The organism is Pseudomonas sp. C9 (assembly GCF_002000165.1).
Taxonomy (GTDB): Bacteria; Pseudomonadota; Gammaproteobacteria; order Pseudomonadales; family Pseudomonadaceae; genus Aquipseudomonas.
In genome coordinates, this window is sequence record NZ_MPAK01000001.1 from 1,486,787 (window position 1) to 1,511,187 (window position 24,401).

A 24,401-nucleotide genomic window follows, 5' to 3' on the forward strand; every position below is an offset into this window, starting at 1 on the left:
CCCTGCCCCGCAGGTAGAATGGCGCCCTCCTCCACAACAGCCCGAGCGGATTTCATGGCGTTGCCGACCTTACGGATTATTGGTTTTATCATCGGCATCTTCCTGATCACGCTGGCGATCTCCATGATCGTGCCCATGGCGACCCTGGTGATCTTCGACCGCACCAACGACCTGCCGTCGTTCCTGTGGTCGAGCATGATTACGTTTGTGGCTGGCCTGGCGCTGGTCATCCCCGGACGTCCCGAGCATGTTCACCTGCGTCCACGGGACATGTATTTGTTGACCGTCAGCAGTTGGCTGGTGGTGTGCATCTTCGCCGCGCTGCCATTTTTGCTGACCCAGCACATCAGCTACACCGACTCCTTCTTCGAAAGCATGTCCGGCATCACCGCCACCGGCTCCACAGTACTCAGTGGCCTGGACACCATGTCGCCCGGCATTCTGATGTGGCGCTCGCTGCTGCACTGGCTCGGCGGCATCGGCTTTATCGGCATGGCAGTCGCCATTTTGCCGCTGTTGCGTATCGGTGGCATGCGCCTGTTTCAGACCGAATCGTCGGACCGCTCCGAAAAAATCATGCCTCGCTCGCACATGGTGGCGCGCTTGATCGTGGCCGCCTACGTCGGCATCACCATTGTCGGCAGCCTGGCGCTGTGGTGGGCCGGAATGAGTCTGTTTGATGCGATCAACCATGCGATGTCCGCGATCTCGACCGGAGGGTTTTCCACGTCGGACCAGTCACTGGCCAAGTGGACACAACCGGCGGTGCACTGGGTGGCGATCGTCATCATGATTCTCGGCAGCCTGCCCTTCACCCTGTATGTGGCGACCTTGCGCGGCAACCGCTGGGCGTTATTCAGGGATCAGCAGGTTCAAGGGATGCTCGGCATGCTGCTGGTGACCTGGCTGGTGCTCGGCACCTGGTACTGGTGGACCACCCAACTGCATTGGCTCGAAGCCTTGCGGCACGTGGCGTTTAACGTGACGTCGGTGGTCACCACCACCGGTTTTGCGCTGGGGGATTACAGCCTGTGGGGCAATTTCTCGCTGATGCTGTTCTTCTACCTGGGCTTTGTCGGCGGCTGCTCCGGCTCGACGGCCGGCGGGATCAAGATATTCCGCTTCCAGGTCGCCTATATCCTGCTCAAGGCCAACCTTAACCAGTTGATTCACCCGCGCGCGGTGATCAAGCAAAAGTACAACGGTCACCGTCTCGACGAAGAAATCGTGCGTTCGATCCTGACGTTTTCGTTCTTCTTTGCCATCACCATCTGCGTCATCGCGTTGCTGCTCTCACTGCTCGGCGTGGACTGGATGACCGCCCTGACCGGTGCGGCCAGTACCGTGTCCGGTGTCGGGCCGGGGTTGGGTCCGACCATCGGGCCGTCGGGTAACTTTTCATCGTTGCCGGACGCCGCCAAGTGGATTCTGTCGTTCGGCATGCTGCTCGGCCGACTGGAGATCATTACGGTGTTTGTTCTGTGCATTCCTGCGTTCTGGCGGCACTGACCAGCCCTGCCGCGTCCGTCAGATGCGCCCGGTACTCGCCGGGCGTGGCGTCAAACCAGCGGCGGAAGGCGCGGAAGAAGTTGCTCGGATCGGCGAACCCCAGCAAGTAGGCAATTTCAAGCAGGGTCATGGTGGGCTGGGCAAGGTATTGCTCGGCCAATTCACGTCGCGTGTCATCGAGCAACGCCTGAAAACTGGTGCCCTCCTCCTGCAAGCGCCGCTGCAAGGTGCGCTGTGACAAGTGCAGCGTTTGCGCCACGGTATCGCGCTTGGGTTCGCCCTGCGGCAGCAGACGACACAACACTTGACGCGCATTGTGCGTCACGCGGCTCTCGGAGAACCGTGCCAGGTACTCGCCGGCAAACCGGTCATGCAGCAGCGCCATCGCTTCGTTGGCAGTTGGCAGGGGGGCTTCCATGTCGGCACGTTCAAAGATCAACGCATCGTAAGCCGCGTTGAACACCAACGGCGCATGAAAGGCTTGTTTATACGGTTCGAGGTCGACGGGTTGATCGCCCTGCACCAGCACCTTGCGCGGTTGCAGCGTGCGCCCGGTCAACCAGCCGCACAACGCCAACGCACAGGCCAGCGACGCTTCGGCACTTTGCCGGGTGGGTGGCAAGTGGTCGCCATGCACCGTCAGAATCAGCGCATAACCCTCATCCAGCAGGCGGAAACTCAAATCGGCACTTTCGGCAATGATCCGCTGATAGCGCACCAGTCGCTGAAAGCCTTCGGCCAGGGTCTGGCTGGACATCAAGGCGTAACCCGCCACATGGAAGGAGGCCGGTCGCACCACTTTGCCCATGTTCAGGCCTATCGCCGGGTTGCCGGACAGCTCGACCGCGCGCTGCCACAGACGCGTCATGGAATCTTGCGTGAAGCGCGCATCCGGATCATCCAGCGATGCGTAGTCGAGCCCTAGCTGCTTGAACAGAGCCCGGCAATCCAGACCGTCCATCTCCAGTGCTTTGACAATCCCCATCGCCCAGCTTGCAGAAGTCGTTCGTTCGCTCATGGCGTTTACTTCACGTTCGGTGAGCCGTCTGACGCGGCTGATTTCCAAAGGATACTAAAGTGGCGCCTATTGTCACTGGCTGATGCCATTGATCACTCTAGACTCAAATAAGCTACCCGCAGAACAACTTGCAATCAGAACAATAACCACAGAGATCGCAGTCGTGGAAAACATCAAACGTTTCAACAGTTTTGCTGAGTTCTACCCGTATTACCTCAGCGAACACAGCGACAGTACTTGCCGACGACTGCACTTTATCGGCACGACGCTGGTCATTTTCATCCTGGCCCTGACCATTGGCAAAGGCGCATGGCTGTTGCTTTGGGCCCTTCCGCTGGCCGGTTACAGCTTCGCCTGGGTCGGGCATTTCTTCTTTGAGAAGAATCGACCTGCAACCTTCCAACATCCTCTTTATAGCCTGCTTGGCGACTTTGTCATGTACCGCGACATGATTCTGGGTCGCGTGCCCTTCTAGGCTCCACTGGCCATAAAAGCGACCTGTGTGGCCAATGCAATACTGGATCCAAGTTCTACACTCAAGACATCCCATTCGATTAGAACAAGAGGATAGCTGATGAATGCCCATGCCCGATTCACGCACATGCAGGATGGCACGCAGGAGGACTGGGCGATCATCGCCGCCGACTTCAGTGCCTACGCCAAACAATTACCGGCACGGATTGTGGCGCACCTGAAGTTGCTGGCGGGTGATTTTGGCGGCTTCCCGGTAGATCGCCTGACCCATTCGCTGCAAACCGCCAGCCGCGCCTGGCGCGATGGCCGTGATGAAGAATACGTGGTCTGTGCACTGCTGCACGACATCGGCGACACCCTTGGCTCCTACAACCACCCGGACATTGCAGCGGCGATCCTCAAGCCGTTCGTCAGCGCCGACAACTTATGGATGGTGGAGAAACACGGGATTTTCCAGGGCTACTACTTCTTCCATCACCTGGGGATGGATCGGCACCTGCGCGAGCAATTCAGCGGACACCCGCAATATCAGGCGACCATCGAGTTCTGTGCCAAGTACGATGCGGCGGCGTTCGACCCTGAGTATGAGACGCTGCCATTGAGTTTCTTTGAGCCGATGATGGAGCGGGTGTTCGCCCAACCGAAGAACTCGATTTATACAGCGGCGATGGAGCAACATTCGCCAGCCTGACAGACCTCAAGGGACCGCTGCGCGGGCCATCGCGGGCAAGCCCGCTCCCACAGGCTTTTCTAGCAGTCACAAATCTAGTGTTCACCTTGCTCAATGTGGGAGCGGGCTTGCCCGCGATGAGGCCTGCCCAGACACCGTATTCCTAGGCCGGTTCGGCGACCTTGATGGCCCTCAATTCAGCTTCCCGCGCCTGAGCATCTGCCAGGCGATACAGCTCGATCGTCCCGTCCCAATGCTCGATCAGCGCCGTGCACGACTCCACCCAGTCCCCGCAATTGAGGTAATCCACCTCGCCGACCTTGCGAATCTCGGCGTGGTGAATGTGCCCGCACACCACGCCATGCAACTCGCGTTTCAGGCATTCGTGAGCGATAGCTTCCTCGAAGTCGCTGATGAAGCTGACCGCGGTTTTCACCTTGTGCTTGAGGTACGCCGACAGCGACCAATAGCCATAGCCATAACGGGCGCGCCAATGGTTGAGCCAGCGGTTGAGGGTCAGGGTGAATTCGTAGGCCGAGTCGCCGAGAAAGGCCAGCCAGCGGTGATACCGGGTGATGACATCGAACTGATCGCCATGGATAACCAGCAGGTGACGGCCATCGGCGGTCACGTGCACGGCTTCATCCACCAGTTGGATGTTGCCCAGAATCAGCTTGGAATAGCGACGCAGGAATTCGTCGTGATTGCCGGTCACATAAATGACTTCGGTGCCGCGCTTGCTCATGGTCAGCAAGCGCCGGATCACGTTGGTGTGCGCCTGCGGCCAATACATGCCGCCGCGCAGTTTCCAGCCGTCGATGATGTCGCCGACCAGGTAAATCTTGTCCGCGTGGTAGCCCTTGAGAAACTGCGACAGGTGTTCGGCCTGGCAATCCCGAGTGCCGAGGTGCACATCGGAAATCCATAAGGTGCGCACACGTTGCTTACGACTGGGTTTGGCGAGCTCGGCGCTGGTCATGGGCAACCCTCTGCGATGGTTTTTCCAAGGTTGCGCCGATCGGGTTAATTGAGCATGACAGTGGCGAGTCATTCCTGTGACAGCGGCAGGCCGGTGTAGACTGGCCCCATCTTGCCAGGAGACCTGTGATGAGACCGATCCTCACACTACGCCAGTACACCGAAGACTTGATCGTCCACAGCCACGACCACGCTCAACTGGTGTTCGGCTTGTCGGGTGCGCTGGACTTCGAAGTCGATGGCCATGGCAGCCAGGTGGTGCAGCAGAGTTTCGTGGTAGTCCCGTCCGGTTTCCATCACGCGTGCGGCAGTAGCAATGGCAGCCGTTGCCTGGTGCTGGATGTGCCGAGCGATCAATGGATTTCACAGTCTCTGGGTGACCACGCCGAAGCCAGTCACCGCCTGCTCGGCAACGCCGGGCGCCTGCCGCTGGATGCAGGGCAAAGCCAATTGGTCAATTGGCTGGCAGGCAGTCAGGTCAACGATCCGTTGATCGCGCAACAAGGTGCGGTGCTGTTGCTGGCCAGCCTTAATAACGCCAAACCTGACAGCGTCGGCGGACGGCGCCTGCCGTATGCGGCGATGAATGCGCACATCGATCAATACGCGGCGTATCCGCTGCAAGTGGCAGATCTGGCCCAGGTGGCCGGGCTGTCCAGCGCTCGCTTGCACGCACGGTTTATCGCCGAATGCGGGCAGACGCCAATGGACTACATCCGCAGCCGGCGGCTTCATCTGGCGGTGGGATTGCTGCGCGATTCACCATTGCCCATCGGCGAGATTGCCAGCCGGGTCGGCTATAGCTCCCAGAGTGCTTTCGCCGCGGCGGTATTGCGCGAGTTTGGCGCTTCCCCCGGCAAACTGCGGCGCGAGGCTGGCGATAAATGACGCGAGTCTGACGACAGACACGCCAAGCCTCACGCGATTTAATGTAGCAGCTGGCGAAGCCTGCGCCAGCTGCTACAAGCCCGTGGACTCTGTCGGTTTGGCTTACTACGTTAATCAAGGATTGTAATGACTCCCCGTACCGCCCTTGGCGCTTTGCATATCGGCGCACTGATGTTCGGCCTGACCGGTGTGTTCGGCAAACTCGCTGCCGCCTCCCCCGCTGTCATCGTCTTTGGCCGTGCCGCGTTTGCGGTGCTGGCCCTGGCGGTGTTTGCGCGCTTCGCCAGCAACACCCGCTGGCAAAAGCTTGAAGCCGTGGACTGGCGCCGTCTGCTGCTCAGCGGTTTGTTGCTGGCCGGGCACTGGGTGAGTTTCTTCATTGCGGTGAAGGTGGCGGGTGTGGCGATTGCGACCCTGGGTTTTGCCAGTTTCCCGGCGTTTACCGTCATTCTCGAAGGGCTGGTTTTCCGCGAGCGGATTCGCGCCAACGAAATCCTGCTGGTCGTGCTGGTGAGTGTCGGGTTGGTGCTGGTCACCCCGGACTTCGATCTGGCCAGCGGCGCTACCACCGGCCTGCTTTGGGCCGTCGGTTCCGGGCTGTTGTTTGCCTTGCTGTCACTGACCAACCGGGCCAGCTCCGGGCGAATCCCGCCGGTGCAGGCCGCGCTGTGCCAGAACGTGGTGGTCGCGGTGTGCCTGCTGCCCGTGGCGGCACCGCAATTGAGCGAAGTGCGCGGCATCGACTGGCTGTGGATCGGTCTGCTCGGGGTGTTCTGCACCGGCGTTGCACACAGCCTGTTCGTCGCCAGCCTGGCGGTGATCAAGGCACGCACTGCGGCGGTGGTGTTCGCCCTGGAACCGGTTTACGGGATCTCCATGGCCTGGCTGCTGTTCAATGAAAACCCGACGCTGCGCATGCTGATCGGCGGCGCGTTGATCATCGTCGCGATCGTGGTGTCCAGCCGGTTGTCGGGTGGCTCAAGCAAAAAGACCGTGGTCGCTGAAGCGGCGTCTCACTGAGTCCGGTCGTTGTGGCCCAGGTCGCGGTCCGGGTCAATCTGATCGCGGACCCGCTGCTTGAGCACCTTGGCCTCCGGGAAACCGCCATCAGCCTTGCGCTCCCAAAGCTGCACCTCGTCACAGAAAATATGGAACACCCCGCCGGTGCCGGGCACCAGCGACACTTTGCCCAAGTCATCGCCAAAGGTACTGAGCAGTTCCTGGGCCAACCAGGCGGCACGCAATAGCCATTGGCATTGCGTGCAGTAGGTGATGACGATTTCCGGTTTGTGCGCGGTCATGACGGGCGAGTCTCTGAATCTGAGGGCGTCGCTATCATAGAGCCTCAGCGGATACCGGCCAACAGACTGCGGGCGGTCTGGCGAAGTGGCTCGTCGCCGTCCTTGAGCAATTCATTCAGCAGCGCGATGGCGTTGTCGAGATCACCATCGTCAATGCAGGTCTGGGCCTGCTCGAGTTTACCGGCGTTGTTCGGCTCCAGCGGCGCAAGGCTCAGCGGTTCAAGTTGCAGCGGCTCATGTTGCAATGACTGACCGACGTCGCTGAATTCATCGAGAAAATCGACAGCCTGCAACGGCAGATCAGGTACCGGGTCCCATTCCAGTTCGGGTTCCGGCAGCAATGACGCGTCGGGCAATGGGTGCACGTCGGGCGTCGAACTGTCGAAGGGACTGACGAGATCCCAACTGGAATCCATCGACAAATCATCCAGGTTCAACTGGAAACAGTCGTTGGGTGAGGCTTGCTCAGGGGCGACGACCGGTGCCGCGACCGCAGGTACCGCACTGTTCAGTTTCGGGTGACGGGTGCGGATGTCCTGAAGTTTTTGTCGGTCAAACCCGGCTTGTCGCAGGCTGTTTTCCTGTGCCTCATAGGCGGGCACATCACCTTGTTTACCGAGCACCTCCAGCAGTTGCACGGCCAGGTCCGAGCGTTGAGGCTCTTTGCTAAGCGCCTCTCGCAACAAGGCTGCGGCTTCGGAAAAACGACCATAGGTCAGGTAGATGCCGACACCTTCCAGCACATCGCCTGCTGACGTTGCTTCACGGTGGTCGGTGGCCGGTTTAAGCATGGCGGTGTGTGCCAATGGTTGTGCTGGACGATCGTGTACCAGCTCCTGCCGTGACGGCAAATCGGTGAAAGCCTCGGGCAACACCAGAACTTGCTGGCGTCGATGACGAACGAACCACCCCAGCAGTGCCAACGCCACCAGCGCCAGCAATCCAATGATCAACTGCCAGTGGGTCGCTCCCTGCTCCTCGACAACGACGGGTGTGGGCGCGACAGGCACTGGCGCCACGGGCTCGGCGGCGGCGTGAGTGACTTCAGCCAATCGGGTTTGCAACTCGGTCACCTGTTTTTTCTGACCGGTGATCTGCTCGTCCTGTGCTTGAAGCTTTGAATTCAACTCGTCGACAGTGGTTTGCAGCTGCTGGATGTGCAGCACGCTGGCGGCCAGTTGTTCGGCAATAACGGGATCATTCACGGGGACGGTGGCAGGTGGCACCGCTACCGGGACTGCGGCGGATTTCTTCACCGGGTTTGATGGCGCGCTGGGTTTGACGACGGGGAAGGCAGAAGACTGAGACGTGGTGACCGGCTCATCCGCGACGGGTTCGACACCCGGAGTACCCGGTGGATCAATCAGTACCGTGTACTCACGCAACACGCGCCCGTTGGGCTGATTGAGCTGCACCACAAAATTCAGGAAAGGTTCGCTGACCGCTTTGCTGGAGGTGACCCGGATCAGGCTTCGATTGCCCCGCAGGATCGGGGTGAACTTCAGGTTGTTGAGGAAGAACAACCGCTCCACGCCAGCGCGACTGAATTCATCTGCCGTCGCCAGACTGACGGACAACTCGCCCTCCTCCAGCCCGCCGACATCCACCAGGGCGATGTCGGCACTCAATGGCTGATTCAGCGCGGAGTGAAGCGTGATATCCCCCAATCCCAGCGCGGGCGCCAATGCAGAGTAAGTGATCGCACCACCGACCAGAAACAACCTGGCGCCACACCGTAAAACCAACGGCCAACTCTCAAGCATGAGCATCCCTTAGATAACAGAACCAACCTATGCGTGTTCGCACATCCGTTACGAACACGATATTGCGTAGTAGTTCTTTATAGTCTGCCCAGCGGGGGTATCTCAAAAGTCTGGCGAGGGGTTATGCATCAAGATTTTTCCAGGTTGGCCAGAATGTGCCCGTGAACCCGCATGCAGACCTTTAGATCGGCCTCGTCGACGCCTGCGAACAGTTCTTGGCGCAGTTGGGTGGCAATAGTTTCAATTTGTTCGATCAGGGGAAGGGCCGGCGCGCAGAGAGCGATTTTTTTCGCCCGGCGGTCTTCCAGCACCGCTTGGCGCTGCACCAGTCCCTGGGTTTCCAGGCTGTCGAGCAATCGGGCCAGGGTCGGCCCTTCAACACCGACGCTTTGCGCCAGTTCACGCTGGGTGGGGGCTTGTTCGAAGCGTGCCAGGTGCAGCAGCACTAGCCAGCGAGCCTGGGACAATCCCAGCCCCGCCAGTCGACGGTCCAATTCGGCACGCCAGCCTCGCGACATCTGGGCCAATTGCATGCCAAAGCGGTGTTGATCGGTTAACGGCATAAAACACTCATGATTAGACTGAAGTAATAAAAACTAATTATTAGCCAGCTAAGCATGACCCTTGGCTTGAGGCAAGGCTCGGTCTGTAGTGAATCGTTACATCAACCTACAAAACCGCTTAAACCTCAAACTCCGATTGCAGGGCCGCCCGCACACAGTACAGAACACCTTCTGGCACTCGCCCGGCAAACAGCGCGGCAATCTCAGAAACTGCCGGCAACTCACCTTCGCCGTCGAGGAAGGCATCCTGGACTTCGCCCATCAGTTCTTCAGGCAAATCCAGCGCCTGCTCCAGCGACAACTGCTGCTTGCCGATGGCCTCGGCGAGCATGGTGTAGACGTTCTTCTCCGAACACTGCAACTGACCGGCGATTTGCAGCGGCGTCATGCCGGCTCGGGCCAGGGTGATCAGTTCGTGGCGCACGTCGGCCACGACTTTCGGCGCTTCGACCTGACCGCCGAGCACTTCGAGGAACGCTTCGCCGTAACGCTCCAGCTTGCGTGCACCGACGCCGCTGACCGTGGCCATTTCCGAGAGTGAGGTGGGCTGGCTGCGGAGCATTTCCAACAATGTCGAATCGGGGAAAATGACATACGGCGGCACGCCATGTTCTTCGGCGAGTTTGCGGCGCAGGGCGCGCAAGGCTTCCCACTGCTCGCGCTCTTCGCCCCGCACCAGTTGGCTCGCCTGGCTCTTGCTGCTTTTGGCGGTGGTTTGCGGCTTGAGGTCGCGGCGCAGTTCCAGGGTCACTTCGCCCTTGAGCAGGGGGCGACATGTGTCGCTCAGGCGCAGGCCGCCGTAGCCTTCGAGGTCGATGTCGGCCAGACCACGGGCAACCAGCTGTCGGAACAGCGAGCGCCATTCGCTCTCGCCCATCGCCTTGCCGACCCCGAACACTGAAAGATGCTGGTGACCAATGCTGCGGATTTTTTCGTTGTCCTTGCCCAGCAACACATCGACCAGATGCCCGACACCATAACGCTGGCCGGTACGGTAAATCGCCGAGAGCGCCTGACGGGCCGGCTCGGTGGCGTCCCAGGTCTGCACGCCGTCGACACAGTTGTCGCAATGGCCGCATGGCTCGGGCATGTCTTCGTCGAAGTAGGCGAGCAACGTCTGGCGACGGCAGCGGGTTTCTTCACAGAGCGAGAGCATCGCGTCGAGCTTGTGCTGCTCCAGACGCTTGTGGCGCTCGTCGCCTTCGGAGTTCTGCAACATTTGCTTGAGCATCACCACGTCTTGCAGGCCGTAAGCCATCCAGGCGTCTGCCGGAAGGCCATCACGGCCACCACGACCGGTTTCCTGGTAATAGGCCTCAAGGGACTTCGGCAAATCGAGGTGAGCGACAAACCGCACGTTGGGCTTGTCGATGCCCATGCCGAACGCCACGGTGGCGACCATGATCAAGCCTTCCTCGTTGAGGAAGCGTTTCTGGTGATGGGCCCGGGTTTCGTTGGGCAAACCTGCGTGATACGGCAGCGCAGGGAAGCCTTGTTCACTGAGGAACACCGCCACTTCGTCGACCTTTTTGCGCGACAGGCAGTAAACAATGCCGGCATCGCTGCGCCGCTCGGCCAGGAACGCCAGCAACTGCTTGCGCGGTTGTTCCTTGGGCACGATGCGGTAGAAGATGTTTGGACGGTCGAAACTCGACAGAAAACGTTCGGCATTGTGCAAGTGCAGGCGATCGACGATTTCTTCGCGGGTACGTTTATCGGCGGTGGCCGTCAGGGCGATACGCGGGACGTTCGGGAACAATTCCGCCAATTGGCCCAGTTGCAGGTATTCACGGCGGAAGTCGTGACCCCACTGCGATACACAGTGCGCTTCGTCGATGGCGAACAGGGCAATTTCAAGGCTTTGCAGGAACGCCAGCATGCGCGGCTGGACCAGACGCTCGGGCGCCAGGTAGAGCATTTTCACTTCGCCGCGCTTGATGCGGGCCGCCAGGTCGCGCTGTTGTTCAGCGCTCAGCGTGGAGTTCAATGCAGCCGCCGCGACACCCAGCTCTTCGAGGGTAGCGACCTGGTCGTCCATCAGTGCGATCAGCGGCGAAACCACCACCGCCAGGCCTTCACGCAGCAGTGCCGGGACCTGGAAACACAAGGATTTGCCGCCACCGGTAGGCATCAGTACCAGGGCGTCGCCGCCACTGGCCACGCGCTCAATGATTGCACCCTGACGGCCACGAAAACTGTCGTAGCCGAAGATGTCCTTGAGGACGCGTTGAGCCTGTTCGAGCATAAAAACTCCAAAAATCACAAAAACATCCCTGCAAGGCTGGTTCAGAACCACGCACGCTGCACCGAAAAATCGTAAGGGCGCGTTGCATGACGCTTCACATTTCAGCCGGGACGCCAGCAGGGCATCACAAAACGCGCGAGTATACCCGAGGCCTCCCTCGCACAGGGCACCGCTGATAAGACACATGAAGCAAATCCAATGAAGAACCCTGTGGGAGCGAGCTTGCTCGCGATGGCGGTGGGCCAGTCAACATTGATTTTGAATGTGGCACCGCTTTCGCGAGCAGGCTCACTCCTACAGGGATTGCGGGGTTGCCTGTTCTTACGAGGGTGCAAATATGCCGCGCGGCTGGCCTGAGCGCTCAAGAAGGCCTAGAATTCCCGCATCGAACATTCCCCAAGGTAGCCCTTTAATGTCCTTCGCTGAGCAACTAACCCGTTTGCAAGTCTTCCTCGACGCCGACGAACTGCATGACGAGGCGCTGGACTATGTGGCCGCTCACGGCTACCTCACCGCGCTGTCGATCTGTTCCGAAACCGTTCCTGACCGTGAGTGGATCGACGCCCTCTTCGCCGAAGAACCGCATTACAGCAGCGAAGCGCAGCGCGAAGAGATCGAAGCCACACTGATCGGCCTCAAGGCTCACATTGCCCGCCAACTGGCGTCCGATGAAGAATTCGAACTGCCATGCGACCTGGACCTGGGCGAAGAGCCGGATGATTCCGACCTGCGCGGCTGGTGCATCGGTTTCATGGAAGGTGTGTTCCTGCGCGAAGCAGCCTGGTTCGAAAGTGCCGAAGATGAAGTCAGCGAAATGCTGCTGCCGATCATGGTCGGCTCGGGCCTGTTCGACGAACAGCCAGAGTTCGAAGACATCGCCAAGGATGCCAACCTGATGGACGACATGATCGTTCAGATCCCGGAAGCCCTGACTGCGCTGTACCTGCTGTGCAACGCACCAGACGAAAAACCGGCGATCCTCAAGCCACGTCACCACTAAGGTCTTGCCTATGGACAACCCCATAGGCAACCGCCCCCTGATGTTGCGCTATGTGCTGCTGGCCATCGGCTGGTTGAGCGTAGCGCTGGGGGTGATCGGGATTTTCCTGCCAGTTTTGCCCACCACCCCCTTCCTGTTGCTGGCCGCCGCGTGCTTCGCCCGCAGTTCGCCGCGTTTTTATCAGTGGCTGGTGGAGCATCCACGGCTCGGCCCGTGGATTCGCGACTATCTCGACGGTAACGGCATCCCGCTCAAGGGCAAGGTCTACGCCATCGGACTGATGTGGGCGAGCATCCTGTTCTCCTGCTATCTGGTGCCCCTGCCGTGGGCGCGCGGGTTCATGCTGACCAGCGCCGTGCTCGTCACGGCCTACATCCTCAAGCAAAAAACCCTGCACAAACCCTGAACACCCCCGCCCCTGTAGCAGCTGGCGAAGCCTGCGTTCGGCTGCGAAGCAGTCGTGAAATCAGGCAATGCGGTCGTTCAGTTGAATCCGGGGTTCTGGGTTTACGACTGCTTCCCAGCCGAACGCAGGCTTCGCCAGCTGCTACAGGTCCGTGTATGCAGGTCCGTGCACCCACCCGACAATTTGTCCGCCCTCGCTGAAAACTCCGCCTAGACTTCAGGCATCTGCACGCGAGCAGCCAGACATGTCCCGTCGTCCGCGAAGTCCAGGATGGTCAACGCTCCGACTTCGGCTCGGCGGGTGGCTACTGCTGGCCAGTTTTCTGCTGGCGGGGCTGGGCACAGTCCTGGCCGACTGGGACTTTACGCAGATCCTGCAAACCGCCGAAAAGCGCTATGGCCCCCTCGGCCCGGCCCAGGGAAGAATCGAGGCCTGGAGTCAAATGCTCAAAAGCGAACAGCAGCAGCCCGAGCGCGAGCAACTGAATGCGGTCAATCGGTTCTTCAATCAGCAGCTGAATTTTCAAGACGACACGCGCATCTGGCGTCAGACCGATTACTGGGCCACGCCAGAAGAATCGTTGATCAAGGGCGCCGGCGACTGTGAAGACTACGCGCTGGCGAAATATTTCAGCCTGCGCTACCTCGGGATTCCCAGCGAAAAACTGCGCATTACTTACGTCAAGGCGCTGGCCCAGAATCAGGCGCACATGGTGCTGACCTTCTACAGCACCCCAACGGCCGAACCGCTGGTGCTGGACAACCTGATCAGCGAAATCCGCCCCGCGTCCCAACGCAAGGACCTGTTGCCGGTGTACGCCTTCAATGCCGAAGGCCTGTACTTGCCGGGGGCCAATGGCGGTAAACGCAGCGGCGACACTAAAAAACTGTCGCGCTGGCAAGACGTGTTGAAAAAGATGCAAGCCGAAGGATTCGCCGTAGGCGAAGGCTAGCCGTCACAGCAAGGAGCGATTTATGTCACTGCGCAAACAGTTATTTCTCGCCATTTGCCTGTTCCTGCTGGTGGCCTTCAGTGGCAGTTTTTTTGTCAGCCTGGAAAGCTCCCGCGAACAAACGCTCGGCCAGTTGCGCTCCCACGCCCAGGACGCCGCCACCGCGCTGGGTTTGTCGCTGACCGCACAAATCGACGACCCGGCCATGACCGAACTGATGGTCAGTTCGATTTTCGACAGCGGCTATTTCCGCAGCATTCGCGTGGTCAACATCGTCGATGAAACGGTGTTGGTGGAGCGCAATGCCTCCGCAAAAATCGACGGCGTTCCGCGCTGGTTTGTCCGCCTCGTCAACCTGAGCCCGGAAGGGGGCGACGCGCTGATCATGCGTGGCTGGGAACAGGTAGCGCGGGTCGAAGTGTTGAGCAATCCGCAGTTCGCCCTGGCCAAACTCTGGGACAGTACGCTCGGCAGTCTGATCTGGCTGCTGCTCTGTGGATTGCTCAGCGCGGTGTTCGGTGGCTGGTTGTTACGCCGGCAATTGCGCCCGCTCGACAAAATGGTCAAACAGGCCGAAGCCATCAGCAAACGCGAGTTCCTGAGCCTGCCGAAACTGCCACGCACACCGGAATTGCGGCGCGTGGTGCTGGCGATGAACCAGATGGTCGAGAAACTCAAGGCGCTGTTCGCCGAAGAAGCCACCCGCAGTGAAAAACTGCGGGCCGAGTCCTATCAGGACAGCCTCACGGGCCTGGCCAATCGCCGTTTGCTGGATGAACAATTGGCCGATCAGTTGCTGATCAGCGAACAGAGCAGCGCCGGCCATTTACTGATGTTGCGGGTCAACGACCTGATCGGCCTCAACCAGCGCCTGGGTGGTCAACGCACCGATGCATTGATCAGCGCTGTCGGCGAACTGCTCAAGCGTCTGACGCATTTGCCGGAACGTCGCACCTGGTTGGCGGCACGCAATCGCGGCGGGGAGTTCAGCCTGCTGACGCCGGGCCTGGATGGCGCCGACGCCGAACGCCTGGCCTCGGAAATCAGTGCGACCCTGGAAAACCTGCGCCTGACCGGCGCCAGCGATTGCATGCCGGTGGCGCATTTGGGCATCGTCCCCTACCACCCCGGCGAACCGGCCAGCGACGTGCTGCTGCGCCTCGATCAAGCACTGACGCAAGCCCGGCAACATCCCGAGCGGCCGTGGGTCCATCTGGCCGACACCGCCACCGCGAATAACCACTCCCAGCATGACTGGCGCAGCTGGATCGACGACGCCCTGACCCACGGCAAACTGCAACTGTATTTCCAACCGGTCGTGCAATGCGCCGACACCAGCCAGGTGCTGCACCACAAAGTCCTCGCGCGTCTGCTCGACCCGCAGGGCGAGGCGATTGCGGCCGGGCATTTCCTGCCGTGGATCGAGCGTCTCGGCTGGTCCGCGCGGTTCGACCTGACGATGCTCGAAGCGACCCTCGACTATCTTGTCGTCAACCGCTGGCCCCTGGCGTTGAGCCTGTCCGGTAGCACCCTGCGTGACCCGGCGCAGCTGCGACAAATCATCGACCTGCTTGATTCACTGCCGGAACTGGCACCCCTGCTGACCCTGGAGATCGACGAACGCCAACTGCCGCCGCCGGAAGAGTTGCAGCGCCTGAGCCATAGCCTGCTCGATACCGGCTACCGCATCGGCTTGCAGCACTTTGGTGGCAGCTTCAGCCAGATCGGCAACCTGACGCAGCTCGGGTTGGCGTATTTGAAAATCGATGGCGCGTACCTCCGCAGCATTGACGTGCAGCCTGACAAGCGGCTGTTTATCGATGCGATTTATCGGGCGACCAACAGCATTGATCTGCCATTGATTGCGGAGATGGTGGAGACGCAGGGGGAGTTGGAGGTGATTCGGGAACTGGGGTTGTTTGGGGTGATGGGGCGGTTGATCGGGCCGCCGGAGCCGATGTGAGCGGTATGACCGCACGTCTTAAATCTGTGTGTACCTGTCAGATCTGACAGTAGCCGGCTGCTCCGGACCGGGTGTCTGATACCCATCAGCCCATCCTATCCTTCAGGAGTTACCCCATGACCAGCGTTCAAGCCGACGCTTTCGATAACACGGTTTTGGTGCTCTATGCCCCCAGAGTGCCCGAAGCCACCGAGCCGGTCGTGGGCGCAGATGTTGGCGTACCCCTGCGTATTTATGACCTGGCCCCCATGGGCGCTACTGTTTTGATTGATCCCTACCTGGGTCAAGAACCGGGCGATACCGTCTCCCTCAATCTGAACGGTCAGCCCGGCATCGACAGTCAACTCACTCAGGCCGAGGACGACACCGTCACCCTCTACATTCCGAAAAAGTTGCTATTCGCCGACATCATCAATCGCCTGACCTATACCGTCACGCGCAGCAGCCAGAACATGGGCACTTCCGAGCCACCGCTGGAGCTACTGTACAACGCCATTCGGCCCGGCAATCAGGACACGGATCCCGGCGAGGATGGCCACTCCCGGCTGGAGCTGATTTTGCCGGATGCCATTAAAAATGGTGTCGGCCCGGACTTTCCCGCAACGGGCGCTCAAGTGTGCGTCTCCTACCCGTTTTGCCGGGCCCACGACCTCATCCGCCTGAACTGCAATGGCCACGATGTGTTTCACAAGGTCACGGAACTGCAAGCGCCCAGTCCCGGTTCCGACGAGCCTGTCACCGTGTGTTTCACTGTGAGCCGCGTCGATCTGGAGACTGCCAGGGACCATCCGCAATTCAAGTTTTCCTACACGGTCACCGACCAGCTCGGTAATGGGCCCGATACCGATTCCCCCTGGTCGGCGACGCAGATCGTGGATGTGGACCTGGCCGGCAGCCGCTTGCCGATGCCCATCCTGCGGGAAATCCAGAGCGACGCGGCAGACGACCCCAGCCTCATCGACCTGGAAAAACTGGGCAAGAATCCGCTGCTGCTGATTGTGCTGACCAACGATCCGCGCTTCCTGCCCGGCGATACTCTCAGTGCGACCTACACCGCCAAAGTCACCGGCCAGCCAGACGTGGTGGTGACGGCAAATGGCGTCGTCGACGCGGACGAGTTCGGGCAGAAAAAACCTTGCGTGTTGCAAGTGCCCAACGACAGCGTCATTGCCGGCAGCCTGGTGACGGCAACGTATCAGTTGTTCAGAAACGGCACGCCGATCGGCACCTCCCGAGTGGCCTCGGCCCGGGTCATCGGCGAAGGCTTGCCGGACCTGTTCGCGCCAAGGCTGCAGAAATCCGTCAATGCCGTGCTCGATCCGCTGGACGTCGCCAACCTGCAAGGCGCCAACGGCCAGGTTGAAGTGCTTGGCCACCGCGTGGGCGACACAGTCCAGCTCATTGTGGAGGGCGCCCCCGGTGCGGGCTCTCCCACCTTCACCGCCCAGCCTCTGAACGCCAATAGCCGCGCCAACTTCCCGCTGGACAAGGCGTTCGTTGCGGCGAACATGGGTAAACCGGTCAAGCTCAGTTACCTGCTGTTTCGTGACGGCAAGTCCTATGTGTCGCCAGTGTTGAACGCGTCCATTGGCCGGATCCCGGATAGCCATCCCGGTTTACCGACACCGCACGTCGACGGTTCACCGGGTACGACACTGGATGTGAGCAAACTGCAGGCCACGGATCAGCTCCGGGTGGCTGAGTGGCCCCATCAGGTGCTGGGGCAAAATGTCTGGTTGCGGTATGACGGATTCGATATGAATGGCGCCCCGGTTTACTTCGACGACCGCACTGGCGAGCCCCATGGCACGCTTCCCGGGTTGGGTCGGCCAGTGCCGCTTGATTGGTTGAAAACACTGAAGGATGGCAGTGCGCTGACGATCAGTTTCAGGGTGAATTTTGAGGGTGTTGCCGACAATGCAACAGCAGTGTCATTTCCGTCACGCGGGTACATCGTTAAATCCGCTGTCCTGATCATCGACCCATCCGACATGATTCTGGACGGCTTCGCAGTTCATGCCGATGTCACCTGGACATTTTCTGGCTTAGACGCACCGAACAATACCGCTACTCGCATTCCAACGGGGGGACCCCCTCCTTACACCTATACCTCCGACAACCCAACGATTGCATCAGTCATGGATGGCAAGGTGGTTGGGACGGGCAATGGCCGCACAACGATACGGATCACGGACAACAGCGGTATTACCGCCAATTTCCAGGTGCAAGTATCCAATGTGTATCGATTGATCGTTAGTCCCAAAAAAATGAACCATGCCGAAGGCACCGCCTGGGCAGCGAGCCACGGCCAAATTGTCGATTTCCAGGATGTCAGCCTAAGAGAGATCCTGTTAACCGATATCTACAGAAAATGGCCAAAAACATCCGAATACCTGGATAACACTGGGGCTAATACAATCCGAATCGCTCGCATTCCGGTACCGGCACAAGGTAATCAAGATTCGCACCTGTCGATTAGGTACAACACAAACGAACGACCCGTTTGGTACTTTCATTCAACTCCACTCCCCTACACCGTCACCACATGGGTGTTGAAGCAATAACCCCTCTGCATGGCGTTATGGATATTGGGCAAATAAAAACGAAATGTTTAAAAGACATCTCCAGACACTCACTCAGGCTACACATCCTTGCGCCGTTACCTACGACTGCGCCAGAATCCGCCGGCTTGTGCGCCTAAGGGCCGGGCTCTATTGTTTCCCGGTCGCTGACGAATCAGCGATCGGGTTTAGCGACCCGAACCTTTGTAGGCGCAACAGCGCTCCAAACACTCTTGCAGACAGTTCATGTTTGCGATTGTTGTCATGGCGGCTGTGCGCGGGAGATCTTTGGATCTGCCGGGCGCCTACACCCGGTTCGCTAACCTGCGTGCAGCCGCCACCCTCACTTGTTTAGCGACAAGTATTGGTGGCTCCATTTTCTGTAGGAGTTTCACCATGTTCAAAATCACACCCAACCCACCCGAAACCGACGACGTTTCCCCCTACGAATCCACCGATTCCAAAAAGCTCAACAACGCCGTCGACCGCGCCCTCGATTACTACCTCAAACCGGTCATTCCCAAAGACACGCCGCGCAAGCCCAGCACCATTTTCTTCATTGCTCCCGAGACCGATGACGAAACCTTGCTGGTCAACGCCTGTGAGTCATTGGCGTCCGCCAGCATCATGCTGAGCGATTTCGCCGGGCAACTGAACGGTACACAACGCCACACCCTGCTCGGCATTCAACACTCCGTGATGTTGGGTGAACTGGCAGTGAACCGGATGCTGGATAACGTCGACCCGCAAGGCTAACGAAGTCTCTGTACCGAACGGACAACAAAAAACCCGCCATTCCTTACCCAGGAATGGCGGGTTTTGTCGTTTCAGACGTCAGGTCACACGGTGTCCACCTTCAACGAATGGTCATTGAGCATGCCAGTGATGATGGTCGCCGTGTCATGCCCCCCGGCCACCACACCGCCCGCCCCCGGCGTGACACCGTAGTGGCTGGCGAGGTCGACGCCCGCCAGGTCGATGGTCTGGTTCGGCGTGGCGCCGGCCATGGCGCTGACATCAATGCTGGTGATTACCGAGGCACCGCTGCCGACCACTTTGAAATGCAGGTAGTCATCCAGCGAGGCCGTGGTGCTGTTTTCTCCTTGCAACAGTTGCGACAAATCGAGTTTGTCGGTGCCTGGGGTGAAGTCGGTGACGACGTCGTGGCCGCTGTTGCCTTTGAGCCACTGGAAGGTGTCGGCCCCTGCCCCGCCCGTGAGGGTGTTGTTACCCAACCCGCCAATCATGAAGTCGTCACCACCGCCACCCTTGAGGATGTCGTCGCCCAACCCGCCGTTGATGACGTTGCTGTTGTTGTCACCCGTGAGGGCATCATTGAAATTGGAGCCGACCAGGTTTTCGATGCCGGTGAGGGTGTCAGTGCCAGCGCCTCCTGTGTTTTGCGGGGTGAGCAAGCTCAGGTCAACCGTGACCCCGGCAGTGGCGTGGGTGTAATTCACGGTGTCAATACCCGTGCCGCCGTCGAGCAGGTCATTGCCCGTGCCGCTGAACAGCAAGTCATTGCCAGCGCCGCCATGCAGTTCGTTGTTGCCGGTGCCAGCGGTGAGCACGTCGTTGCCGTCGCCAGCGTTGATGATGTTATTGCCGGTGCCCGCCACCATGACGTCGTCGCCCGCAGTGCCGGTGAGGGTGTGGCCGTCCTGGTAGGTGATGGTCACGGCCGCGGTATCGCTGCCGCCGTGGTTGTCGCTGGCGGTGTAGGTGCCGTGGGCGTCCGGTGTGCTGTCATGGGCGCCGGCGTAGTTGACGGTCATGGTCAGCTGGTAGTTCTCGTCTCCTTTGGCGTTGCCGCCACTGGTGTTTTCGATGTTGGTGATGTGGACCCGGTAAGTCCCATCCGCCGAGGCGGTGATCGTCTCTCCGTCCCCGATGCTGATGAAGGCGCCGCCATTGAGGGAGTACTCCATGGTGATGTGCCCGGCCGCCAGGTTGTGATCCAGATTGAGGGTTTCACCCGCTTTCAGCTTCACGGTGATGAGGTCTTCATCGTTGGCGTTGTTGCCAGTCACCTGCCCCAGATAACCGCTGACCACCAGCAATGCCGTCATCGCCGCAGTATTGCCCGCAAAGGCATTGCGCACGTCGGCCAGGTTCTGGTTGGCCGCGGTGTCATTGGTGCCTTTGAAATTGATCGCGCCGGTGCCGGTGAAGTCCGCGCCCTTGGCCACCCAACCGGTAGCGAAGTTGGTGGGCGATGCGGTCAGCGGATCCTTGTCGGCATCGGTGTCGTTGGCCAGCAGCAACTCGCCCGGCACCACGATATTGCCCGACATCACGTTGGTGATGATGTGGTCATCGACGGCCACCGGTGCCGCGTTCGGAATGACTTTGACCGTCAGCGTGGAGCTTGCCAGGTCGCCGTCGTTGTCGCTGACGGTGAAGCCGATGTTTTCGGTGATTACCACCGACGTGAATTTTTGCGAGGTGTAGGTGTATTCACCGGTGTCGAGGTTAACCACCAGCGTGCCGCCATTGTTGGTGGCGATACTGATGCTGTTGTTCACCGTGTTGAACGTGCCGTGGTTGACGCCGCCACTGAAGGTCAGCGAACCCTGGTTGGTGTTGCCTTTAGGGTCGAAGGTGTACGTGGTGCCGTCAACCGTAAGGGTTTTGATGAAGCCGCCATCAGCGCCGAATGTGCCGCCCTCCAGCAGCGTACCGGTGACCGGCGCGCCGACCACTGTGCCCGAGAGCACCGAGTTGAGTTGGTTGAGGTCGGTTACCACCACCGCGTTGTTGTCGGTGTGGGTGCTGCCGTCATAGGCGATCGGGTTGAGGTTGGCGTTGCTCACGCCGCTGCCCAGGCCGATCGCATAGTTCTTGATGCCGTTGGCGTCGAGGAAGGCTTTCAACGTTGCCTCGTCCGACGCACCGATGTCCTGGCCGGTGGTCGGTTTGCCATCCGAGAAGAAGTACCCGACGTTCTGCGCACCGGTCAGTTTGCCGGACGTATTGAACGCTGTCTGAAGCATTGCCACGGCAGCATCGTAGTTGGTGCCACCGCCCGCGGACAGCCCGGCAAGCAGTGTCTTGGCGGTTGCCACGTCGACCCACACCGACGTCCTGTCAGAGGCGGTGCTGCTGAAGGTGACAAGCTGCACTTTCACATCGCCCAGGTCATCGTATTTGTCGAGCAAGGCGCTGATGGCCTGCTTGGCCAACTCCAGCCGCGACAGGCCCGGCACGCCGGAGTCGTCGGCCATACTGCCGGAGATGTCGAGCACGATCAGAATGTTGGAGTCGATCTCCACCGCTGCCACAGAGCGATCCGAGGCCACCGCTGTGGGCACGTCATCGACAATGTTGACGATGATGGTGCTGGTGACGCTGTTGCCCGCGGCATCGGTGGCTTTGTAGGTGAAGCTTTCGCTCAGGGTGTTTGGCCCGTCATTGGCGTTCGGCGAGGTTTTGGGCGCCGAGGTGAGCGTATAGGTGTAAGTGCCGTTGGCGTTGAGCAGGATCTGCCCGTACGAGCCAGTGGCGCTGCCGACCAGGCTGTAGGTGAGCCCGCCGATGCCGCCGGTGACTGAACCGACCAGCGTGCCGGCGGCGGTTTCCCCGGTGTTGCCCGGGTCGCTGCCGGTGACAGTGCCCGCCGCCAGGTCCTGAACGTCCTGGTTCAGGTCGAGGGCTTTTTCGTAGACCGTCACGTCCTGGTCAATCACCGCTTTGAGGCTCGTGTCAGTGATATTGATGGTGATGGTGGTGGTGCTTTCGTCGCCATCGGAATCGCGAATGGTGTAGGTGAACGTGTCGGTGGCACCTGCGTCACCCACTGAGTTCGGGTTGCTGTGGTACACGGCGTTACCGGCCGCATCCAGCGTCAGGTAGCCGTAGGTGCCATTGATATTGAGGCCCACTCCCCCGCTCGCCGGGGTCCCTGTGTTGCCGCCGGCCCGTACACCCACCACCGCCCCACCCGCTGCGGCACCATCGGCGCCGAGGACGTCGTTGCCCAGGACGCTGATGTTGACCGTTGAACCTTCGGCCGCGTTGGCGGTGTTCGGGGCAGCGGTAGGCAAGTCATCGACAATGTTGACATTGATCTGACCCGACGCAGTGCTGCCGTCGCCGTCCGTGGCCACCACGTTGAAGTTCTCGGTGAGGCTGTTGGCGCCGTTGGCGTTTGGATGCGCTTCGTTGTCGACCAGGGTGTAGCTGTAGCTGACCACGCCTGTCGTCGGGTTGTAGCCAGTGATGGTCAGCGTGCTGCCCAACGGCGTGACGATCGATTGTGGGAAGCCGGCGGCGACACCACCGACCACCACATGAATACCGCCGACGTCGAGGGTTTGCAGTCCATCGAGCGCGGTCACGGTGAAGGTGCCGTTTTGAGTCAGCGCCGGAGTGTTCGGGTTGCTGCCGTCGCTGAGGTTTTTCTCGTAGACGGTGAGTTCGCCGCCGTAAACATCCAGCCCACTGATGGTCACCGGATCGTCGTTGTTGTGGATGTTCAACACCAGATTGGCGGTGCTGGTATCGCCGTCRGCATCGGTGATGGTGTARGTGAAGKTYTCGGTGCCGTTGCCATTGCCGTGCAGCGCTTTGAAGTCGGCATCGCTGGTGTTCAGGGTGTAGGTGTACGTGCCGTTGGCATTCAGCACCAACGTGCCGTAAGTGCCGGTGAAGGTGCCGGCAGTGATCGGCCCGGCGTTGGGGCCGGTCGGCACGCGGTCGGCGCCCTGSACGTCGTTGGTCAGCACGTTGCCGTTGAGGGTGAGCAGGGTTTCCGAGGCRGTCCCGGCGTTGCTGTCGTTCACGCCTTTTGGCAGGTCATCGACGATGTTGACGTCGAGGTTGGCATTGGCGGTGGTGCCGTTGTCGTCGACTACGGTGACGGCGAACTGCTCGGAGAGCGTGTTGGCGCCGTTGGCGGTTGGGCTGTAACTGACCACGCCGGTGGTGGCGTCGAACCCGGTGATGGTCAGCGTACTGCCCAACGGGGTGACGATCGATTGYGGGAAACCGGCGGCCACGCCACCGACGACCACATGCAGACCACCGATATCCAGCGTCTGCACACCGTCGAGGGCAGTGATAGTGAAAGTGCCGTTTTGCGTCAGCGCCGGGGTATTCGGGTTGCTGCCGTCGCTGAGGTTTTTCTCGTAGACGGTGAGYTCGCCGCCGTAAACATCCAGCCCACTGATGGTCACCGGATCGTCGTTGTTGTGGATGTTCAACACCAGATTGGCGGTGCTGGTATCGCCGTCAGCATCGGTGATGGTGTARGTGAAGGTTTCCGTGCCATTGCCATTGCCGTGCAGGGCTTTGAAGTCGGCATCGCTGGTGTTCAGGGTGTAGGTGTACGTGCCGTTGGCGTTGAGCACCAAGGTGCCATAAGTGCCGGTGAAGGTGCCGGCAGTGATCGGGCCAGCGTTGGGACCGGTCGGTACGCGGTCGGCGCCCTGCACGTCGTTGGTCAGCACGTTGCCGTTGAGGGTGAGCARGGTTTCCGAGGCCGTGCCGGCGTTGCTGTCGTTCACGCCTTTTGGCAAATCGTCGACGATGTTGACGTCGAGGTTGGCGTTGGCAGTGGTGCCGTTGTCGTCGACCACGGTGACGGCGAACTGCTCGGASAGCGTGTTGGCGCCGTYRGCGGTTGGGTGCGCTTCGTTATCGACCAGGGTGTAGCTGTAACTGACCACGCCGGTGGTGGCGTCRAACCCGGTGATGGTCAGCGTGCTGCCCAATGGGGTGACGATGGATTGCGGGAAACCGGCGGCGACACCACCGACGACCACATGCAGACCACCGACGTCGAGGGTTTGAACGCCATCGAGCGCGGTGATGGTGAAGGTGCCGTTTTGCGTCAGCGCCGGGGTATTCGGGTTGCTGCCGTCGCCGAGGTTTTTYTCGTAGACGGTGAGCTCGCCGCCGTAAACATCCAGCCCACTGATGGTCACCGGATCGTCGTTGTTGTGGATGTTCAACACCAGATTGGCGGTGCTGGTATCGCCGTCAGCATCGGTGATGGTGTAAGTGAAGTTCTCGGTGCCGTTGCCATTGCCGTGCAGCGCTTTGAAGTCGGCATCGCTGGTGTTCAGGGTGTAGGTGTASGTGCCGTTGGCATTCAGCACCAACGTGCCGTA

The 24,401-nt window shown here is 60.0% G+C and carries 18 protein-coding genes; 11 read left to right on the forward strand and 7 right to left on the reverse strand.

Annotated elements, in window-relative coordinates:
• Positions 1-54: 54 nt before the first annotated feature.
• Positions 55-1,509: a TrkH family potassium uptake protein gene (locus BMS17_RS07070; RefSeq protein WP_077430677.1), complete on the forward strand. Its 1,455-nt coding sequence runs from the start codon at positions 55-57 to the stop codon at positions 1,507-1,509.
• Here BMS17_RS07070 and BMS17_RS07075 read toward each other — a convergent pair.
• Positions 1,466-2,527 (reverse strand): AraC family transcriptional regulator, encoded by a 1,062-nt coding sequence (locus BMS17_RS07075; RefSeq protein ID WP_077430678.1) that lies wholly within the window; start codon positions 2,525-2,527, stop codon positions 1,466-1,468. The two genes, BMS17_RS07070 and BMS17_RS07075, sit on opposite strands and share 44 nt — an antisense overlap.
• A 163-nt stretch (positions 2,528-2,690) precedes the next feature.
• Between BMS17_RS07075 and BMS17_RS07080 the strand changes: the two genes are divergently transcribed.
• Both BMS17_RS07080 and BMS17_RS07085 read left to right on the forward strand, forming a co-directional pair.
• Complete coding sequence (locus tag BMS17_RS07080) at positions 2,691-3,002, forward strand: DUF962 domain-containing protein (RefSeq protein WP_046032770.1); 312 nt, start codon at positions 2,691-2,693, stop codon at positions 3,000-3,002.
• Positions 3,003-3,101: 99 nt separating this feature from the next.
• Positions 3,102-3,692 (forward strand): HD domain-containing protein, encoded by a 591-nt coding sequence (locus BMS17_RS07085; RefSeq protein WP_046032769.1) that lies wholly within the window; start codon positions 3,102-3,104, stop codon positions 3,690-3,692.
• A gap of 142 nt (positions 3,693-3,834) precedes the next feature.
• Here the strand turns inward: BMS17_RS07085 and BMS17_RS07090 are convergent, their stop codons facing one another.
• The gene (locus BMS17_RS07090) at positions 3,835-4,650 is read right to left on the reverse strand and encodes a UDP-2,3-diacylglucosamine diphosphatase (RefSeq protein WP_046032768.1); all 816 of its coding nucleotides are present in this window, start codon (positions 4,648-4,650) and stop codon (positions 3,835-3,837) included.
• A gap of 128 nt (positions 4,651-4,778) precedes the next feature.
• Between BMS17_RS07090 and BMS17_RS07095 the strand changes: the two genes are divergently transcribed.
• Entirely contained in the window at positions 4,779-5,537 is a 759-nt protein-coding gene (locus tag BMS17_RS07095; protein WP_046032767.1) for an AraC family transcriptional regulator, read from the forward strand.
• 126 nt (positions 5,538-5,663) lie between these two features.
• On the forward strand, positions 5,664-6,557 hold the full coding sequence (locus BMS17_RS07100) for a DMT family transporter (protein WP_077430679.1): 894 nt from the start codon (positions 5,664-5,666) through the stop codon (positions 6,555-6,557).
• On the opposite strand, the gene BMS17_RS07105 is transcribed toward BMS17_RS07100, so the two are convergent.
• The 4 genes from BMS17_RS07105 to recQ form a co-directional block, all read right to left on the reverse strand.
• The gene (locus BMS17_RS07105; RefSeq protein WP_046032765.1) at positions 6,551-6,838 is read right to left on the reverse strand and encodes a SelT/SelW/SelH family protein; all 288 of its coding nucleotides are present in this window, start codon (positions 6,836-6,838) and stop codon (positions 6,551-6,553) included. The two genes, BMS17_RS07100 and BMS17_RS07105, sit on opposite strands and share 7 nt — an antisense overlap.
• 44 nt (positions 6,839-6,882) lie before the next feature.
• Positions 6,883-8,601, reverse strand: a complete 1,719-nt coding sequence (locus BMS17_RS07110; RefSeq protein WP_046032764.1) for a FimV/HubP family polar landmark protein — start codon at positions 8,599-8,601, stop codon at positions 6,883-6,885.
• 128 nt (positions 8,602-8,729) lie between these two features.
• Positions 8,730-9,164, reverse strand: coding sequence for a MarR family transcriptional regulator (locus tag BMS17_RS07115; protein WP_046032763.1), 435 nt, complete (start codon positions 9,162-9,164; stop codon positions 8,730-8,732).
• Between the two features lie 118 nt (positions 9,165-9,282).
• Complete coding sequence (gene recQ, locus BMS17_RS07120) at positions 9,283-11,409, reverse strand: DNA helicase RecQ (protein ID WP_046032762.1); 2,127 nt, start codon at positions 11,407-11,409, stop codon at positions 9,283-9,285.
• A 412-nt stretch (positions 11,410-11,821) separates the two neighbouring features.
• On the opposite strand from recQ, the gene BMS17_RS07125 reads away from it, so the two are divergent.
• The 6 genes from BMS17_RS07125 to BMS17_RS07150 all read left to right on the forward strand — a co-directional run bounded on the left by BMS17_RS07125 (position 11,822) and on the right by BMS17_RS07150 (position 19,047).
• A complete protein-coding gene (locus BMS17_RS07125) occupies positions 11,822-12,409 on the forward strand; it encodes a YecA family protein (protein WP_046032761.1) in 588 nt (195 codons plus the stop codon).
• Positions 12,410-12,419: 10 nt separating this feature from the next.
• Positions 12,420-12,815: a YbaN family protein gene (locus BMS17_RS07130; protein WP_046032760.1), complete on the forward strand. Its 396-nt coding sequence runs from the start codon at positions 12,420-12,422 to the stop codon at positions 12,813-12,815.
• Positions 12,816-13,059: 244 nt separating this feature from the next.
• The gene (gene lapG, locus BMS17_RS07135) at positions 13,060-13,767 is read left to right on the forward strand and encodes a cysteine protease LapG (protein ID WP_046032759.1); all 708 of its coding nucleotides are present in this window, start codon (positions 13,060-13,062) and stop codon (positions 13,765-13,767) included.
• A 22-nt stretch (positions 13,768-13,789) separates the two neighbouring features.
• Complete coding sequence (gene lapD, locus BMS17_RS07140) at positions 13,790-15,730, forward strand: cyclic di-GMP receptor LapD (protein ID WP_046032758.1); 1,941 nt, start codon at positions 13,790-13,792, stop codon at positions 15,728-15,730.
• Between the two features lie 116 nt (positions 15,731-15,846).
• Complete coding sequence (locus BMS17_RS07145; RefSeq protein ID WP_077430680.1) at positions 15,847-18,294, forward strand: hypothetical protein; 2,448 nt, start codon at positions 15,847-15,849, stop codon at positions 18,292-18,294.
• Between the two features lie 393 nt (positions 18,295-18,687).
• The gene (locus BMS17_RS07150; RefSeq protein WP_077430681.1) at positions 18,688-19,047 is read left to right on the forward strand and encodes a DUF6124 family protein; all 360 of its coding nucleotides are present in this window, start codon (positions 18,688-18,690) and stop codon (positions 19,045-19,047) included.
• A gap of 83 nt (positions 19,048-19,130) precedes the next feature.
• Here the strand turns inward: BMS17_RS07150 and BMS17_RS07155 are convergent.
• A partial coding sequence (locus BMS17_RS07155; RefSeq protein ID WP_139348131.1) for an Ig-like domain-containing protein occupies positions 19,131-24,401 on the reverse strand: 5,271 nt, incomplete at its 5' end.

Coding starts and splice junctions, on each gene's coding strand:
- BMS17_RS07095 (WP_046032767.1), top strand. CDS start 4,779: ATGAGACCGATCCTCACACTACGCCAGTACACCGAAGACTTGATCGTC.
- BMS17_RS07130 (WP_046032760.1), top strand. CDS start 12,420: ATGGACAACCCCATAGGCAACCGCCCCCTGATGTTGCGCTATGTGCTG.
- BMS17_RS07115 (WP_046032763.1), bottom strand. CDS start 9,164: ATGCCGTTAACCGATCAACACCGCTTTGGCATGCAATTGGCCCAGATG.
- lapG (WP_046032759.1), top strand. CDS start 13,060: ATGTCCCGTCGTCCGCGAAGTCCAGGATGGTCAACGCTCCGACTTCGG.
- BMS17_RS07100 (WP_077430679.1), top strand. CDS start 5,664: ATGACTCCCCGTACCGCCCTTGGCGCTTTGCATATCGGCGCACTGATG.
- BMS17_RS07150 (WP_077430681.1), top strand. CDS start 18,688: ATGTTCAAAATCACACCCAACCCACCCGAAACCGACGACGTTTCCCCC.
- BMS17_RS07085 (WP_046032769.1), top strand. CDS start 3,102: ATGAATGCCCATGCCCGATTCACGCACATGCAGGATGGCACGCAGGAG.
- recQ (WP_046032762.1), bottom strand. CDS start 11,409: ATGCTCGAACAGGCTCAACGCGTCCTCAAGGACATCTTCGGCTACGAC.
- BMS17_RS07090 (WP_046032768.1), bottom strand. CDS start 4,650: ATGACCAGCGCCGAGCTCGCCAAACCCAGTCGTAAGCAACGTGTGCGC.
- BMS17_RS07125 (WP_046032761.1), top strand. CDS start 11,822: ATGTCCTTCGCTGAGCAACTAACCCGTTTGCAAGTCTTCCTCGACGCC.
- BMS17_RS07070 (WP_077430677.1), top strand. CDS start 55: ATGGCGTTGCCGACCTTACGGATTATTGGTTTTATCATCGGCATCTTC.
- BMS17_RS07075 (WP_077430678.1), bottom strand. CDS start 2,527: ATGAGCGAACGAACGACTTCTGCAAGCTGGGCGATGGGGATTGTCAAA.
- BMS17_RS07145 (WP_077430680.1), top strand. CDS start 15,847: ATGACCAGCGTTCAAGCCGACGCTTTCGATAACACGGTTTTGGTGCTC.
- BMS17_RS07110 (WP_046032764.1), bottom strand. CDS start 8,601: ATGCTTGAGAGTTGGCCGTTGGTTTTACGGTGTGGCGCCAGGTTGTTT.
- lapD (WP_046032758.1), top strand. CDS start 13,790: ATGTCACTGCGCAAACAGTTATTTCTCGCCATTTGCCTGTTCCTGCTG.
- BMS17_RS07105 (WP_046032765.1), bottom strand. CDS start 6,838: ATGACCGCGCACAAACCGGAAATCGTCATCACCTACTGCACGCAATGC.